This is a genomic window from Margalitia sp. FSL K6-0131, from assembly GCF_038008735.1.
In the GTDB taxonomy this organism is placed as follows: domain Bacteria; phylum Bacillota; class Bacilli; order Bacillales; family Bacillaceae_C; genus Margalitia; species Margalitia shackletonii.
On the sequence record NZ_JBBOZS010000001.1, the window covers coordinates 4,886,562 to 4,904,514 of the forward strand.

Consider the following 17,953-nt stretch of genomic DNA (forward strand, 5'->3'; position numbering starts at 1 on the left):
TAAGAACGGATTTTATATTGCTTTCTACCAAAGTGCATCTACGACGTCCAGCTTTCAGTAAGCCTATTCAAGTAGCAGCTCAAGCTGTACGCTGATGCATCGCTTCGTAGCTTACTCGATCGTGCTCTACCGACTGAGCTAATGGCTCGGAAATGGTGCCGGCCAGAGGACTTGAACCCCCAACCTACTGATTACAAGTCAGTTGCTCTACCAATTGAGCTAGGCCGGCATTATTAAGATAAAACCTGCTGATATGTTAGTGCATATAACCGTCGTCCCGATTTCAGAAAGCTTACTCAAGATGTGGTTCAATCGGTACGCTGAAGCATCGCTTCGAAGCTTAATCGGGCGTGCTCTACCAATTGAGCTAGGCCGGCATTTTATATGGTGGAGGATGACGGGATCGAACCGCCGACCCCCTGCTTGTAAGGCAGGTGCTCTCCCAGCTGAGCTAATCCTCCATTATGTAAGCCTGGCAACGTCCTACTCTTGCAGGGGGAGAGCCCCCAACTACCATCGGCGCTGAGAAGCTTAACTTCCGTGTTCGGGATGGGAACGGGTGTGACCTTCTCGCCATAATTACCAGACTATATGAGGTTTGTTCCCTCAAAACTAAATACTGTAGAAGAAGAAGTAAAGAGAATCGCTCTATTTTGGTTAAGTCCTCGATCGATTAGTATTCGTCAGCTCCATGTGTCGCCACACTTCCACCTCGAACCTATCAACCTGATCATCTTTCAGGGATCTTACTAGCTTGCGCTATGGGAAATCTCATCTTGAGGGGGGCTTCATGCTTAGATGCTTTCAGCACTTATCCCTTCCGCACATAGCTACCCAGCGATGCCTTTGGCAAGACAACTGGTACACCAGCGGTGCGTCCATCCCGGTCCTCTCGTACTAAGGACAGCTCCTCTCAAATTTCCTACGCCCACGACGGATAGGGACCGAACTGTCTCACGACGTTCTGAACCCAGCTCGCGTACCGCTTTAATGGGCGAACAGCCCAACCCTTGGGACCGACTACAGCCCCAGGATGCGATGAGCCGACATCGAGGTGCCAAACCTCCCCGTCGATGTGGACTCTTGGGGGAGATAAGCCTGTTATCCCCGGGGTAGCTTTTATCCGTTGAGCGATGGCCCTTCCATGCGGAACCACCGGATCACTAAGCCCGACTTTCGTCCCTGCTCGACTTGTAGGTCTCGCAGTCAAGCTCCCTTGTGCCTTTACACTCTACGAATGATTTCCAACCATTCTGAGGGAACCTTTGGGCGCCTCCGTTACTCTTTAGGAGGCGACCGCCCCAGTCAAACTGCCTGCCTGACACTGTCTCCCACCCCGATCAGGGGTGCGGGTTAGAATTTCAATACAGCCAGGGTAGTATCCCACCGACGCCTCCACCGAAGCTGGCGCTCCGGCTTCAAAGGCTCCTACCTATCCTGTACAAGCTGTACCAAAATTCAATATCAGGCTGCAGTAAAGCTCCACGGGGTCTTTCCGTCCTGTCGCGGGTAACCTGCATCTTCACAGGTACTATAATTTCACCGAGTCTCTCGTTGAGACAGTGCCCAGATCGTTACGCCTTTCGTGCGGGTCAGAACTTACCTGACAAGGAATTTCGCTACCTTAGGACCGTTATAGTTACGGCCGCCGTTTACTGGGGCTTCAATTCAGAGCTTCGCTTACGCTAACCCCTCCTCTTAACCTTCCAGCACCGGGCAGGCGTCAGCCCCTATACTTCGCCTTGCGGCTTCGCAGAGACCTGTGTTTTTGCTAAACAGTCGCCTGGGCCTATTCACTGCGGCTCTCTCGGGCTTGCACCCTACCAGAGCACCCCTTCTCCCGAAGTTACGGGGTCATTTTGCCGAGTTCCTTAACGAGAGTTCTCTCGCTCACCTTAGGATTCTCTCCTCGCCTACCTGTGTCGGTTTGCGGTACGGGCACCTTTCACCTCACTAGAGGATTTTCTTGGCAGTGTGGAATCAGGAACTTCGGTACTATATTTCCCTCGCTATCACAGCTCCGCCTTCACGGTTACGGGATTTGCCTCGTAACCAGCCTAACTGCTTAGACGCACATAACCAGCAGTGCGCTTACCCTATCCTCCTGCGTCCCCCCATCGTTCAAACGGTGAAGAGGTGGTACAGGAATATCAACCTGTTGTCCATCGCCTACGCCTTTCGGCCTCGGCTTAGGTCCCGACTAACCCTGAGCGGACGAGCCTTCCTCAGGAAACCTTAGGCATTCGGTGGAAGGGATTCTCACCCTTCTTTCGCTACTCATACCGGCATTCTCACTTCTAAGCGCTCCACTAGTCCTTCCGGTCTAGCTTCACCGCCCTTAGAACGCTCTCCTACCACGGACACCTGTCAGGTGTCCATCCACAGCTTCGGTGATACGTTTAGCCCCGGTACATTTTCGGCGCAGAGTCACTCGACCAGTGAGCTATTACGCACTCTTTAAATGGTGGCTGCTTCTAAGCCAACATCCTGGTTGTCTAAGCAACTCCACATCCTTTTCCACTTAACGTATACTTTGGGACCTTAGCTGGTGGTCTGGGCTGTTTCCCTTTTGACTACGGATCTTATCACTCGCAGTCTGACTCCCAAGCATAAGTATTTGGCATTCGGAGTTTGTCTGAATTCGGTAACCCGATGAGGGCCCCTAGTCCAAACAGTGCTCTACCTCCAATACTCTTCATCTTGAGGCTAGCCCTAAAGCTATTTCGGAGAGAACCAGCTATCTCCAAGTTCGATTGGAATTTCTCCGCTACCCACACCTCATCCCCGCACTTTTCAACGTGCGTGGGTTCGGGCCTCCAGTAAGTGTTACCTTACCTTCACCCTGGACATGGGTAGATCACCTGGTTTCGGGTCTACGACCTCATACTTATTCGCCCTATTCAGACTCGCTTTCGCTGCGGCTCCGCTTCATCAGCTTAACCTTGCATGAAATCGTAACTCGCCGGTTCATTCTACAAAAGGCACGCTATCACCCATTAACGGGCTCTAACTACTTGTAGGCACACGGTTTCAGGTTCTCTTTCACTCCCCTCCCGGGGTGCTTTTCACCTTTCCCTCACGGTACTGGTTCACTATCGGTCACTAGGGAGTATTTAGCCTTGGGAGATGGTCCTCCCTGCTTCCGACGGGATTTCACGTGTCCCGCCGTACTCAGGATCCACTCTGGAGGGAACGAAGTTTCAACTACAGGGTTGTTACCTTCTTTGACGGGCCTTTCCAGACCTCTTCATCTACTCCGTTCCTTTGTAACTCCGTATAGAGTGTCCTACAACCCCAAGAGGCAAGCCTCTTGGTTTGGGCTTCTTCCGTTTCGCTCGCCGCTACTCAGGAAATCGCGTTTGCTTTCTCTTCCTCCGGGTACTTAGATGTTTCAGTTCCCCGGGTCTGCCTTCATTACCCTATGTATTCAGGTAAAGATACTGCTCCATTACGAGCAGTGGGTTCCCCCATTCGGAAATCTCCGGATCAAAGCTTGCTTACAGCTCCCCGAAGCATATCGGTGTTAGTCCCGTCCTTCATCGGCTCCTAGTGCCAAGGCATCCACCGTGCGCCCTTACTAACTTAACCTATAAGGTTATTACTACTTTAAAATGGATGAAATCCATAAAGTGGCGATTCTCGGTTTTACTTGGTTTCTTCTATCAGTATCTAGTTTTCAAGGAACAAATTATCCTGGATGAATTGATCATCCAAAACTGAACAGAACTTATAAACGTCTTCTTATAACCACGTAAGTGGTTTTCCATTATCCTTAGAAAGGAGGTGATCCAGCCGCACCTTCCGATACGGCTACCTTGTTACGACTTCACCCCAATCATCTGTCCCACCTTCGGCGGCTGGCTCCAAAAGGTTACCTCACCGACTTCGGGTGTTACAAACTCTCGTGGTGTGACGGGCGGTGTGTACAAGGCCCGGGAACGTATTCACCGCGGCATGCTGATCCGCGATTACTAGCGATTCCGGCTTCATGCAGGCGAGTTGCAGCCTGCAATCCGAACTGAGAATGGTTTTATGGGATTGGCTTAACCTCGCGGTCTCGCAGCCCTTTGTACCATCCATTGTAGCACGTGTGTAGCCCAGGTCATAAGGGGCATGATGATTTGACGTCATCCCCACCTTCCTCCGGTTTGTCACCGGCAGTCACCTTAGAGTGCCCAACTGAATGCTGGCAACTAAGGTCAAGGGTTGCGCTCGTTGCGGGACTTAACCCAACATCTCACGACACGAGCTGACGACAACCATGCACCACCTGTCACTCTGTCCCCCGAAGGGGAACGCCCTATCTCTAGGGTTGTCAGAGGATGTCAAGACCTGGTAAGGTTCTTCGCGTTGCTTCGAATTAAACCACATGCTCCACCGCTTGTGCGGGCCCCCGTCAATTCCTTTGAGTTTCAGCCTTGCGGCCGTACTCCCCAGGCGGAGTGCTTAATGCGTTAGCTGCAGCACTAAAGGGCGGAAACCCTCTAACACTTAGCACTCATCGTTTACGGCGTGGACTACCAGGGTATCTAATCCTGTTCGCTCCCCACGCTTTCGCGCCTCAGCGTCAGTTACAGACCAGAGAGTCGCCTTCGCCACTGGTGTTCCTCCACATCTCTACGCATTTCACCGCTACACGTGGAATTCCACTCTCCTCTTCTGCACTCAAGTCTCCCAGTTTCCAATGACCCTCCACGGTTGAGCCGTGGGCTTTCACATCAGACTTAAGAAACCGCCTGCGCGCGCTTTACGCCCAATAATTCCGGACAACGCTTGCCACCTACGTATTACCGCGGCTGCTGGCACGTAGTTAGCCGTGGCTTTCTGGTTAGGTACCGTCAAGGTACCGCCCTATTCGAACGATACTTGTTCTTCCCTAACAACAGAGTTTTACGATCCGAAAACCTTCATCACTCACGCGGCGTTGCTCCGTCAGACTTTCGTCCATTGCGGAAGATTCCCTACTGCTGCCTCCCGTAGGAGTCTGGGCCGTGTCTCAGTCCCAGTGTGGCCGATCACCCTCTCAGGTCGGCTACGCATCGTCGCCTTGGTGAGCCGTTACCTCACCAACTAGCTAATGCGCCGCGGGTCCATCTGTAAGTGATAGCCGAAGCCATCTTTCAATCTTTCCTCATGCGAGGAAAGAAGTTATCCGGTATTAGCCCCGGTTTCCCGGAGTTATCCCAGTCTTACAGGCAGGTTACCCACGTGTTACTCACCCGTCCGCCGCTAACTTTTAAAAGCAAGCTTTTAAAAGTCCGCTCGACTTGCATGTATTAGGCACGCCGCCAGCGTTCGTCCTGAGCCAGGATCAAACTCTCCAAAAAAGTGTTTGATATAGCTCATAAATTTCAAAACATTGACGTTTCGTTCTGTTCAGTTTTCAAAGATCAATTCTTAGTCACTAACAGTGACGACTTTTTCTATATTACTCTTCTAAACAAAGAATGTCAAGAACTTTTTTGGTGGAGGATGACGGGATCGAACCGCCGACCCCCTGCTTGTAAGGCAGGTGCTCTCCCAGCTGAGCTAATCCTCCATATGGTGACCCGTACGGGATTCGAACCCGTGTTACCGCCGTGAAAGGGCGGTGTCTTAACCGCTTGACCAACGGGCCAATTAAAATAAGGGAAAAAAATATCCCCAAAAGGGGTTTGCCTGGCAACGTCCTACTCTTGCAGGGGGAGAGCCCCCAACTACCATCGGCGCTGAGAAGCTTAACTTCCGTGTTCGGGATGGGAACGGGTGTGACCTTCTCGCCATAATTACCAGACTATATGAGGTTTGTTCCCTCAAAACTAAATACTGTAGAAGAAGAAGTAAAGAGAATCGCTCTATTTTGGTTAAGTCCTCGATCGATTAGTATTCGTCAGCTCCATGTGTCGCCACACTTCCACCTCGAACCTATCAACCTGATCATCTTTCAGGGATCTTACTAGCTTGCGCTATGGGAAATCTCATCTTGAGGGGGGCTTCATGCTTAGATGCTTTCAGCACTTATCCCTTCCGCACATAGCTACCCAGCGATGCCTTTGGCAAGACAACTGGTACACCAGCGGTGCGTCCATCCCGGTCCTCTCGTACTAAGGACAGCTCCTCTCAAATTTCCTACGCCCACGACGGATAGGGACCGAACTGTCTCACGACGTTCTGAACCCAGCTCGCGTACCGCTTTAATGGGCGAACAGCCCAACCCTTGGGACCGACTACAGCCCCAGGATGCGATGAGCCGACATCGAGGTGCCAAACCTCCCCGTCGATGTGGACTCTTGGGGGAGATAAGCCTGTTATCCCCGGGGTAGCTTTTATCCGTTGAGCGATGGCCCTTCCATGCGGAACCACCGGATCACTAAGCCCGACTTTCGTCCCTGCTCGACTTGTAGGTCTCGCAGTCAAGCTCCCTTGTGCCTTTACACTCTACGAATGATTTCCAACCATTCTGAGGGAACCTTTGGGCGCCTCCGTTACTCTTTAGGAGGCGACCGCCCCAGTCAAACTGCCTGCCTGACACTGTCTCCCACCCCGATCAGGGGTGCGGGTTAGAATTTCAATACAGCCAGGGTAGTATCCCACCGACGCCTCCACCGAAGCTGGCGCTCCGGCTTCAAAGGCTCCTACCTATCCTGTACAAGCTGTACCAAAATTCAATATCAGGCTGCAGTAAAGCTCCACGGGGTCTTTCCGTCCTGTCGCGGGTAACCTGCATCTTCACAGGTACTATAATTTCACCGAGTCTCTCGTTGAGACAGTGCCCAGATCGTTACGCCTTTCGTGCGGGTCAGAACTTACCTGACAAGGAATTTCGCTACCTTAGGACCGTTATAGTTACGGCCGCCGTTTACTGGGGCTTCAATTCAGAGCTTCGCTTACGCTAACCCCTCCTCTTAACCTTCCAGCACCGGGCAGGCGTCAGCCCCTATACTTCGCCTTGCGGCTTCGCAGAGACCTGTGTTTTTGCTAAACAGTCGCCTGGGCCTATTCACTGCGGCTCTCTCGGGCTTGCACCCTACCAGAGCACCCCTTCTCCCGAAGTTACGGGGTCATTTTGCCGAGTTCCTTAACGAGAGTTCTCTCGCTCACCTTAGGATTCTCTCCTCGCCTACCTGTGTCGGTTTGCGGTACGGGCACCTTTCACCTCACTAGAGGATTTTCTTGGCAGTGTGGAATCAGGAACTTCGGTACTATATTTCCCTCGCTATCACAGCTCCGCCTTCACGGTTACGGGATTTGCCTCGTAACCAGCCTAACTGCTTAGACGCACATAACCAGCAGTGCGCTTACCCTATCCTCCTGCGTCCCCCCATCGTTCAAACGGTGAAGAGGTGGTACAGGAATATCAACCTGTTGTCCATCGCCTACGCCTTTCGGCCTCGGCTTAGGTCCCGACTAACCCTGAGCGGACGAGCCTTCCTCAGGAAACCTTAGGCATTCGGTGGAAGGGATTCTCACCCTTCTTTCGCTACTCATACCGGCATTCTCACTTCTAAGCGCTCCACTAGTCCTTCCGGTCTAGCTTCACCGCCCTTAGAACGCTCTCCTACCACGGACACCTGTCAGGTGTCCATCCACAGCTTCGGTGATACGTTTAGCCCCGGTACATTTTCGGCGCAGAGTCACTCGACCAGTGAGCTATTACGCACTCTTTAAATGGTGGCTGCTTCTAAGCCAACATCCTGGTTGTCTAAGCAACTCCACATCCTTTTCCACTTAACGTATACTTTGGGACCTTAGCTGGTGGTCTGGGCTGTTTCCCTTTTGACTACGGATCTTATCACTCGCAGTCTGACTCCCAAGCATAAGTATTTGGCATTCGGAGTTTGTCTGAATTCGGTAACCCGATGAGGGCCCCTAGTCCAAACAGTGCTCTACCTCCAATACTCTTCATCTTGAGGCTAGCCCTAAAGCTATTTCGGAGAGAACCAGCTATCTCCAAGTTCGATTGGAATTTCTCCGCTACCCACACCTCATCCCCGCACTTTTCAACGTGCGTGGGTTCGGGCCTCCAGTAAGTGTTACCTTACCTTCACCCTGGACATGGGTAGATCACCTGGTTTCGGGTCTACGACCTCATACTTATTCGCCCTATTCAGACTCGCTTTCGCTGCGGCTCCGCTTCATCAGCTTAACCTTGCATGAAATCGTAACTCGCCGGTTCATTCTACAAAAGGCACGCTATCACCCATTAACGGGCTCTAACTACTTGTAGGCACACGGTTTCAGGTTCTCTTTCACTCCCCTCCCGGGGTGCTTTTCACCTTTCCCTCACGGTACTGGTTCACTATCGGTCACTAGGGAGTATTTAGCCTTGGGAGATGGTCCTCCCTGCTTCCGACGGGATTTCACGTGTCCCGCCGTACTCAGGATCCACTCTGGAGGGAACGAAGTTTCAACTACAGGGTTGTTACCTTCTTTGACGGGCCTTTCCAGACCTCTTCATCTACTCCGTTCCTTTGTAACTCCGTATAGAGTGTCCTACAACCCCAAGAGGCAAGCCTCTTGGTTTGGGCTTCTTCCGTTTCGCTCGCCGCTACTCAGGAAATCGCGTTTGCTTTCTCTTCCTCCGGGTACTTAGATGTTTCAGTTCCCCGGGTCTGCCTTCATTACCCTATGTATTCAGGTAAAGATACTGCTCCATTACGAGCAGTGGGTTCCCCCATTCGGAAATCTCCGGATCAAAGCTTGCTTACAGCTCCCCGAAGCATATCGGTGTTAGTCCCGTCCTTCATCGGCTCCTAGTGCCAAGGCATCCACCGTGCGCCCTTACTAACTTAACCTATAAGGTTATTACTACTTTAAAATGGATAAATCCATAAAGTGGCGATTCTCGGTTTTACTTGGTTTCTTCTATCAGTATCTAGTTTTCAAGGAACAAATTATCCTGGATGAATTGATCATCCAAAACTGAACAGAACTTAAAAACGTCTTCTTATAACCACGTAAGTGGTTTTCCATTATCCTTAGAAAGGAGGTGATCCAGCCGCACCTTCCGATACGGCTACCTTGTTACGACTTCACCCCAATCATCTGTCCCACCTTCGGCGGCTGGCTCCAAAAGGTTACCTCACCGACTTCGGGTGTTACAAACTCTCGTGGTGTGACGGGCGGTGTGTACAAGGCCCGGGAACGTATTCACCGCGGCATGCTGATCCGCGATTACTAGCGATTCCGGCTTCATGCAGGCGAGTTGCAGCCTGCAATCCGAACTGAGAATGGTTTTATGGGATTGGCTTAACCTCGCGGTCTCGCAGCCCTTTGTACCATCCATTGTAGCACGTGTGTAGCCCAGGTCATAAGGGGCATGATGATTTGACGTCATCCCCACCTTCCTCCGGTTTGTCACCGGCAGTCACCTTAGAGTGCCCAACTGAATGCTGGCAACTAAGGTCAAGGGTTGCGCTCGTTGCGGGACTTAACCCAACATCTCACGACACGAGCTGACGACAACCATGCACCACCTGTCACTCTGTCCCCCGAAGGGGAACGCCCTATCTCTAGGGTTGTCAGAGGATGTCAAGACCTGGTAAGGTTCTTCGCGTTGCTTCGAATTAAACCACATGCTCCACCGCTTGTGCGGGCCCCCGTCAATTCCTTTGAGTTTCAGCCTTGCGGCCGTACTCCCCAGGCGGAGTGCTTAATGCGTTAGCTGCAGCACTAAAGGGCGGAAACCCTCTAACACTTAGCACTCATCGTTTACGGCGTGGACTACCAGGGTATCTAATCCTGTTCGCTCCCCACGCTTTCGCGCCTCAGCGTCAGTTACAGACCAGAGAGTCGCCTTCGCCACTGGTGTTCCTCCACATCTCTACGCATTTCACCGCTACACGTGGAATTCCACTCTCCTCTTCTGCACTCAAGTCTCCCAGTTTCCAATGACCCTCCACGGTTGAGCCGTGGGCTTTCACATCAGACTTAAGAAACCGCCTGCGCGCGCTTTACGCCCAATAATTCCGGACAACGCTTGCCACCTACGTATTACCGCGGCTGCTGGCACGTAGTTAGCCGTGGCTTTCTGGTTAGGTACCGTCAAGGTACCGCCCTATTCGAACGATACTTGTTCTTCCCTAACAACAGAGTTTTACGATCCGAAAACCTTCATCACTCACGCGGCGTTGCTCCGTCAGACTTTCGTCCATTGCGGAAGATTCCCTACTGCTGCCTCCCGTAGGAGTCTGGGCCGTGTCTCAGTCCCAGTGTGGCCGATCACCCTCTCAGGTCGGCTACGCATCGTCGCCTTGGTGAGCCGTTACCTCACCAACTAGCTAATGCGCCGCGGGTCCATCTGTAAGTGATAGCCGAAGCCATCTTTCAATCTTTCCTCATGCGAGGAAAGAAGTTATCCGGTATTAGCCCCGGTTTCCCGGAGTTATCCCAGTCTTACAGGCAGGTTACCCACGTGTTACTCACCCGTCCGCCGCTAACTTTTAAAAGCAAGCTTTTAAAAGTCCGCTCGACTTGCATGTATTAGGCACGCCGCCAGCGTTCGTCCTGAGCCAGGATCAAACTCTCCAAAAAGATGTTTGATTGCTCATAAAATGTCTTAAATAAAAGACTATAATTAACGTTGACGTTTCTGTTTTGTTTAGTTTTCAAAGAACTATTTTTTTGTGACAGGATTATATCCTATCATTTTTTTCTTCTGTCGTCAATTACTTTTTTGAAATAATTTTTCTTATCAGCGACAGTAACTAATTATACTGACATCAAACTATTTTGTCAACAACATTTTAATGATTAGAAGTTTAATATGTTGGTAACTCTTAACGACATTTATTACATTACTATTATTCTTTAATAAGGTCAATAGATTTTTTTCATTAAATATAATTAAACTTTTGCTCATAACTTATTTCTCAAATAACAATACACTTAAATAGGATACAAAAGTTATGCTGCATCATTATATCCTTTCAATATCCTTTCAATATCCTTTAATAGAAAAAATGATTATCCTAATACTTCCTTAAGTATAATCGTGCTATTTTTATTCAATATGGTACATAATACTTATTTTCGTAAGATACCATTAGTTAAATGAAACTGAAATAAATTGTAATTCGTACTCTACGTTGGTAAACATATAGATAGAAAGAATAGCAAATAAAATCCAAAGCAGATGAATGACAATCCCAATAATGCTACAAATAAACCCGGACGTTGCAAGTCCCCTTCCATTTTCATTCGTCTCCTTAATTTCTTTTATTCCTATTCTTGAAAATACTATTCCGATAATACCAAGTATTACTCCAATAAAAGGTATTACAATGGAGAGAATTCCAAGCGTTAAGGAAATTACTGATTTGCTATTTGTCTTACCTCTTTCAACCATACACATATCCCCCTTTCCTCTATTATCGTTTTTATTCTTAAGGTAAATGTAAAAAAAGACATTGTTACTGAATTTTCTCCAATGCATCTTTGATAAGTCCAATACAAATTATGTTTATTTTTAAACTGCCCCATTAGAACCTCTCACCATACTCTTCAAAAAATATTTCTGTTATTTGCATTCAGATGTGTTTACCATTCGATTATTTGCTTCTAATGATCATTTTTCAAAGGTATACACTTTTCCATTTTGCGGGTTTCTATATTTTTCTCCCGTGAAGCCCCTATTATCCGCTTTCCTATAAAATCATTAAGGTACCATGACTTACAATCTTTCCTAATGCTATATTGCTTTGTTTTTAGTCCCGCAGATGAATTGTCTTTGGTCAAATTTCTACGGGATGCAAGCACTTTTTCTCGTCTTAAATGGATGCAAAAAAATAGTTTATCCTTTAAATACTACGCAAAGCGTCAATCGGGTTAAGTTTTGAAGCTTTTCTTGCTGGTGCAATTCCAAAAATAATACCAATTGCTGCTGAAAACCCAAAGGCTAATAATATAGTTGTCGCTGAAAGTGCAAAACTGGCACCTATTAACGTGCAAACACCAAATGCGATTAATGCTCCTAGCAATAAGCCGATAGTACCTCCAAAAAGGGAAAGGAAAACTGCCTCGAGGAGAAATTGCTGTTGTATTTGTTTAGGCTCTGCCCCAAGAGCCTTTCTTAAACCTATTTCTGTCGTTCTTTCCGTTACGGAAACAAGCATCATATTCATAATTCCAATTCCACCAACAACCAATGATATTGATGCAATCCCTCCTAGCATAAGGGATAACATCGTTGTAATCTTTTTAAACGATGAAATCATATCTTGCATATTCATGACCGTGAAACTGTTATCTTTATAATTGAACGCCTGGTTTAGGATCGATTCGATATCCTCCGTTATTTTTTCGGATTCATTGGCATTGCTCATATACACATCTACATTTGACATATATCCAGTGCCAAGTAACCCCATTGAGGTGGTATAAGGAATAATGACCGCATCATTATTTGAGGAATCTGAAAAACTATTCGACTTCTGTAATGTCCCTACCACGGTATATGTCACACCAGCTATAAGAAGCTTTTTATTAATCGGATCTTCTTCCCAAAACAAATCGCCTGCAATATTAGAACCAATGAGACAAACTTGATTCTTATTTTGGATGTCAAGAATATTAAGACCTCTGCCGGTTTCTATTAAATCCTTTGTCTTTGAAAAATACACATCATTTTTACCTTGTACCGTAACATCCTTTTTCTCCTTCCCGTTATAAACGACTGTTGTTTTTCCAGAAAGGGTTGGAGATACTCCTGCTACTTGATCAATTTTTGTAAGGCTTTGTATGTCACTGTCCACTAGCCCCTTCTTGAGTGGTGTCCCCATTGCCTGAATGGTTATTTTATCCGTCCCAAACGAGGAGAATTCACTCGTCATTCCGTTCATTGCGCCTTCAACGATAGTAATTAAAGCTATAATCGAAGCCACACCTATAACAATCCCCAGCATCGTTAAAAAGGAACGCATTTTATTATGGATCAGATTCATCCATGCCATCTTGATATTTTCCTTAAACATGTGCGAACTCCTCTCTAAGGTTTCCGTCTAAAATATTTACAATTCTGCTCGCATGATTAGCTATTTCAATATCATGAGTAATCATAATAATGGTCTTTCCTTCTTGGTGAATCTCATGAAAGAGCTCCATTATTTGATAACCTGTTTTTTGATCCAATGCTCCAGTTGGTTCATCAGCTAGTAGAATGGTTGGCTCTGTCACCATCGCTCTGGCGATCGCCACTCTTTGCTGCTGACCTCCCGAAAGCTGATTAGGCCGATTGTGTAATTTTTCTTCAAGACCAACTCGAACGAGCATGTCGGCAGCCCTTTGTTTGCGTACCTTTTCAGTGACACCCGCATATACAAGTGGAAGCTCTACGTTCTGCACTGCACTGAGCCTGGGAAGAAGTTGGAATTGCTGAAACACAAAACCAACCTCCTTGTTACGAATCGCAGCAAGGTCGGCTTCATCAAGCTCATCAACCTTTTGATTAGATAAGAAATAGTCACCGCTTGTTGGTGAATCAAGGCAGCCAATTATATTCATGAGTGTTGATTTTCCTGATCCTGATGGCCCCAAGATAGCAACAAAATCTCCTCTATTTACTGTAATATTGATATTATTTAAAACCACTTGTTCCTCATCGCCCATATGGTAAGTTTTCTTGATTTGATTCATATTGAGAATTTGTTCTCTCATTATTAGTTACCTCCATGCATCATCATTGAAGGAGAATTATCTTTACTGGAGATCATCACCACATCACCAGCCTCCACTCCGCTTTTTATCTCCACTATGGTCCCATCGTTGATACCCGTCTGAATATATTTTTTGGTTGTCATTCCTTTTTCTGAGGGAATTAAAACATACGGTTTATTTTGACTATCAAATTTGATTGCTTTCATCGAAAGGGTAGTTACACCATTAGCGTTTTGCTTCAATATTTTTGCCTCCGTACTCATACCAACTCTCATCGCTTGATCTTTATTAAGGTCAACCGTTGCAGTAAAATAAGATACACCGTTTTCATTTGTTGCTTCCTTAGATATGGCTGAAACCGTTCCTTGTATTTCCTTTTCAAGCGCATTAATCGTTACCTTCACCTTTTCGCCAACTTTTAAATATTTCAGGTCGTACTCGTCAACCTTTACATTTGTTTGTAAGGCAGAATAATCTACTATATCGACAAGCTGTGCTCCTGACATGATTTCTGCGTTTTCTTCTACATAGATTTTGGAGATTTCCCCTTTGAATGGAGCCTTAATTTTCTCCCCCTGGTTCGTCACCATCACAACTTCGCCGCTCTTGACTTTATCTCCAGGCCTCACTTTCATTTCTTTTATCTGCATTGGAGCTTCACTAATAATAGTCTTCCTGTTTTTTGCTTCTACTGCACCTGAAAAGCTGTAGTACGTAGTTATGTTGCCAGTTTGTGCTTTTTCCTCTTCAAAATCGCCAGAACCTTTAGGTGGAAACAACACCACTGAAACTATGGTAACGATGATAATCCCTACAAGGCTCCAGATCACTATCTTCTTTTTACTTTTCTTCTTTTGCTTTGTATTCATTTTCTTCCCTCCATTGTTTGATGTAACCTCATCTTTTTCTATCAATCTTTTAGAAGCTGAAAACTTTCTACATGTCAGATAATTACTAGATGGTTTCATTGTATGATTTTTCAATTTCTTAAAAACCGCACACATTTTGAGTAATCCCGCAAGAATTTGTGGGATCTCCGCATGATTTTATAGAATAGATCGATGTTATCTTCTTAAAAAGAAATAATAATCTTTATACATTTTGAATTTGTGCTTTAGGCTTCATCAACTGTTTTCTTCCTGAATTAATAAATAATATTCCGATAAAGATAACAATAACGATCTTTCTTATGAAAGTCGTATTACATTAGTTGAATAATCATTTGCATCAACGGCAAATGATTTGTTTGATTCTATTAGCAATTCTTCGATAAAAGGAAGACCAGGTGCATAAATAAAGCTTCCTCCAAGCTTTAATGAATGTAATATTTCCATATACTTATGTGCATAACTTTCGAAATTACCATCCACCTTTAAATGATGATGAGTAAAATGATTCGAAAAAGCCATATGGGATATAACCGTTCCCCAATTGTTGGATTTAAAGGCACACTCAAGCCAATTCATTTTTAATAAATGATCACATGGGTTTACATTTCTATCCATCCCAAAAGCTTGGATTCCATTCTTTCTTAAGAAATGAACTAAATGAGCTTGTGGACCGCACCCAATATCTAAAACAGGTTGTTTAATGGTATCAAGATTGATTTTTAATAATTTCAATTGAAACTCAGGAGTATATTCGGCACACTCTACCTTGAACAACACTGGTGATTCTTTGTACTTTTTTAATATTTCGGCACCATTTGATTCTAATAAAAATGCCTGTAGTTTTTTATAGTGATTAGAGAACAAATGATCAAGTTCTATCTGAGTTATTTCTTTTTGATCCGCAAGCACACAAATGGATTCAAATAAATCCTTATAGATATTTTGGAGTCTATCATAATTCTCACTATTAAAATCTAAGTATTGATTAACTTCAACAAATAAATTCATGGATTGATCGGCAATAAACTGTAGTAATTGTTGATAAGTCCCCACCACTTTTGTATCTTCAATAAATTTTGAAATCTCCTGCGCTTTTTGGACAATTAGTTGAATAGTTTCCCTAGAAGGATTTATGACCATTTTCCCATTTGCCAATTCATAAAATAGACTCTTATCATGATTATGAATCAACTGTTGTTCGACCGTCTTTTTAAAGTCATCTAAAGTGAACATTATTCTTCTTCCCCTCTAAGAACATTTCTATCAGACATATTTTTTGCAATGTCACTGAATGTGGAAACTTGATTTCTCATCATCTTTTCCAACCTACTGAAAAGACATACCAATCCCTATCGTTTATTTAATTCTCATTCTATCCTTGCATTCGCAGAAGCATTATTGTTGGTTCTGTCGCTTATAGATGCTGACAAATTTTTTACTGCATAACCCACTAATGCAAAATAAATGATAAGTAATATTAACTCCATATAAAAAGTGGGACCTTCGTATATTTTTTGTTGTAAAAAACACACAGAATCTTTGCGGATTACCGGTATAATTCTGTACTAGTGAAGTATGTTTTTTAAAAAAGCTGATATTATTTGCTAATTCTTAAGCAATACATCACTGACAAAGAGTTAATAACTCTTTTGCATTCCTGAAACAAGCTTTAATTCATCACTCTTAGAAGTATTTTGCTTCGAGTAAAGCTCCTTATAATAGCCTTGTCTCTTTAGAAGGCTTTGGTGGCTGCCGCTTTCTATAATTTCTCCATTCTTCATCACAAAAATAGTGTCAGCATTGACAATGGTTGAAAGTCTATGTGCAATCATAATAACCGTCTTATTATTATCAAAACGATTAATGGATTCTTGCACTAGTTTTTCACTTTCATTATCCAGTGCACTAGTAGCTTCATCTAAAATAATAAGTGACGGATTTTTTAAAAATACACGAGCTAAGGCAATACGCTGCTTCTGACCGCCTGAAAGCTTGATACCTCTTTCTCCTACTTCTGTATCGTATCCATTTGGCAAAGCAGTGATAAAATCATGAGCAAAAGCCTTCTTTGCTGCAGCAATCATTTCTTCTTCACTGGCATCAAGTTTTGCGAGCTTAATATTGTCCCTAATGGACGTGCTGTATAAGAAATTTTCCTGTGTTACAATCCCCATATGTTCTCGGATACTTGAAAGAGAATAATCTTTGATATTTTTCCCATCAATTAATACTTCCCCATTTGTTACATCATACATTCTTAACAAAAGCTGTAAGATTGTGCTCTTTCCTCCACCGCTTTCCCCGACGAATGCATACGTTTTTCCCTTTTCCATTGTTAACGACACATTCCTAATCACTTTTTCCTTACCATTGTAGGCAAAAGAGACATTCTTGAGTTTTATAGAATCATTGAATTTGTTTAATTCAAGCGGATTTGCTTTTTCTTTAATCGTGGAAGGTGTATTGAAAAAGTCGAAAATCCGTTGTAAAGCAACTTTTCCCTCGGTGATAGCAGGATAAGCATTAACCAAAGCCGCAACTGGGCTCCTCATTTTATCCACATATGCAAAAAATGCGATTAAACTCCCGGCCGTTAAATCTCCATTCAAAACAAATAAGCTAGCAATAATCGCTACTATAAAAGGAGTCATATCACTTAATACGTTAACGAATGCAAGCATTAATGCATTTATCTTAGCATGCTTATCTGTCAGTCGATCAAAATGTGTTAAATGCTGATCCAATTCTTCCTTGTCGCGTTTCTCAGAAGCAAATAGCTTCGACACAAACGCCCCTTGAATTTTTTCGAAAATAAAACCACTCATAACAGATCGGTACTTCATCATATTTCGCGTTGATATTTTAAAGCGTTTAGATAGAATATGAGCGAGAATAAACTGAAAACTTACAAGTCCTACTGAAAGCAATGCTAACTTTATATTCATCGTAAACATCACGACCACAACAAACAACAGGACGATCATTTCAATCCAAATGTTCCCAAAAACTGCCGTTAAATAACCTCTTACCTTTTCAATATCATCAAAAAAACGTGTGCCAATTTCCCCGCTTTTATTATCCGCAAAATACTTAGCATCGAGCGCATGAACTTTTTTAAAAGCGTCCTTACGAAGATTCTTAATAATATTGTTATTCGCTTTATGAATGCAAAACTGTCTTACATATTCCATTGGTGTACGAACAAATAAGAAAACCGCAAGCATAGAGGTAGCAATGAAACCTAATTTTTCTAACTTATCCACGCTGGACAATGCTTCATTTTGAAGCAAGCTATCAAAAATATATTTTAAAATCAGAGGAACAAACAGCGGAATTAAGAAACGAAATAAACTCCCCATAAATCCGATCATATACAATTTGCTCACTCTTCTCACATAAGGTAAAAATTGTTTAAAATCATTCAATTTGAG

General features: G+C 44.8%; 6 protein-coding genes, 4 tRNA genes and 6 rRNA genes. All 16 read right to left on the minus strand.

What is annotated here, in order from left to right; all coding sequences use genetic code 11:
* Window positions 1-153: 153 nt before the first annotated feature.
* Window positions 154-229: transfer RNA gene (locus NSQ59_RS23990), tRNA-Thr, on the minus strand.
* Window positions 230-385: 156 nt separating this feature from the next.
* A tRNA-Val gene (locus tag NSQ59_RS23995) sits at window positions 386-461 on the minus strand.
* A 9-nt stretch (window positions 462-470) separates the two neighbouring features.
* Window positions 471-587 (minus strand): 5S ribosomal RNA (gene rrf / locus NSQ59_RS24000).
* Between the two features lie 66 nt (window positions 588-653).
* Window positions 654-3,588 (minus strand): 23S ribosomal RNA (locus tag NSQ59_RS24005).
* A gap of 188 nt (window positions 3,589-3,776) precedes the next feature.
* Window positions 3,777-5,327, minus strand: a 16S ribosomal RNA gene (locus tag NSQ59_RS24010).
* Between the two features lie 136 nt (window positions 5,328-5,463).
* A tRNA-Val gene (locus NSQ59_RS24015) sits at window positions 5,464-5,539 on the minus strand.
* A gap of 3 nt (window positions 5,540-5,542) precedes the next feature.
* Window positions 5,543-5,617 (minus strand) — tRNA-Glu (locus tag NSQ59_RS24020).
* A gap of 39 nt (window positions 5,618-5,656) precedes the next feature.
* Window positions 5,657-5,773 (minus strand): 5S ribosomal RNA (rrf, locus tag NSQ59_RS24025).
* Between the two features lie 66 nt (window positions 5,774-5,839).
* A 23S ribosomal RNA gene (locus NSQ59_RS24030) occupies window positions 5,840-8,774 on the minus strand.
* Between the two features lie 187 nt (window positions 8,775-8,961).
* A 16S ribosomal RNA gene (locus tag NSQ59_RS24035) occupies window positions 8,962-10,512 on the minus strand.
* Together the 16S, 23S and 5S rRNA genes with 4 tRNA genes alongside form the textbook arrangement of a ribosomal RNA operon.
* A 511-nt stretch (window positions 10,513-11,023) precedes the next feature.
* The gene (locus tag NSQ59_RS24040; protein WP_055741867.1) at window positions 11,024-11,326 is read right to left on the minus strand and encodes a DUF4190 domain-containing protein; all 303 of its coding nucleotides are present in this window, start codon (window positions 11,324-11,326) and stop codon (window positions 11,024-11,026) included.
* A gap of 451 nt (window positions 11,327-11,777) precedes the next feature.
* Complete coding sequence (locus NSQ59_RS24045) at window positions 11,778-12,950, minus strand: ABC transporter permease (protein WP_126649541.1); 1,173 nt, start codon at window positions 12,948-12,950, stop codon at window positions 11,778-11,780.
* Entirely contained in the window at window positions 12,943-13,632 is a 690-nt protein-coding gene (locus tag NSQ59_RS24050) for an ABC transporter ATP-binding protein (RefSeq protein ID WP_340832916.1), read from the minus strand. Before NSQ59_RS24050 ends, NSQ59_RS24045 begins: the two co-directional genes overlap by 8 nt.
* Before the next feature lie 2 nt (window positions 13,633-13,634).
* Window positions 13,635-14,501: an efflux RND transporter periplasmic adaptor subunit gene (locus tag NSQ59_RS24055; protein WP_340832917.1), complete on the minus strand. Its 867-nt coding sequence runs from the start codon at window positions 14,499-14,501 to the stop codon at window positions 13,635-13,637.
* A gap of 318 nt (window positions 14,502-14,819) precedes the next feature.
* The gene (locus NSQ59_RS24060; RefSeq protein ID WP_340832918.1) at window positions 14,820-15,755 is read right to left on the minus strand and encodes a class I SAM-dependent methyltransferase; all 936 of its coding nucleotides are present in this window, start codon (window positions 15,753-15,755) and stop codon (window positions 14,820-14,822) included.
* A 404-nt stretch (window positions 15,756-16,159) separates the two neighbouring features.
* Entirely contained in the window at window positions 16,160-17,947 is a 1,788-nt protein-coding gene (locus NSQ59_RS24065) for an ABC transporter ATP-binding protein (protein WP_340832919.1), read from the minus strand.
* Window positions 17,948-17,953 lie beyond the last annotated feature (6 nt).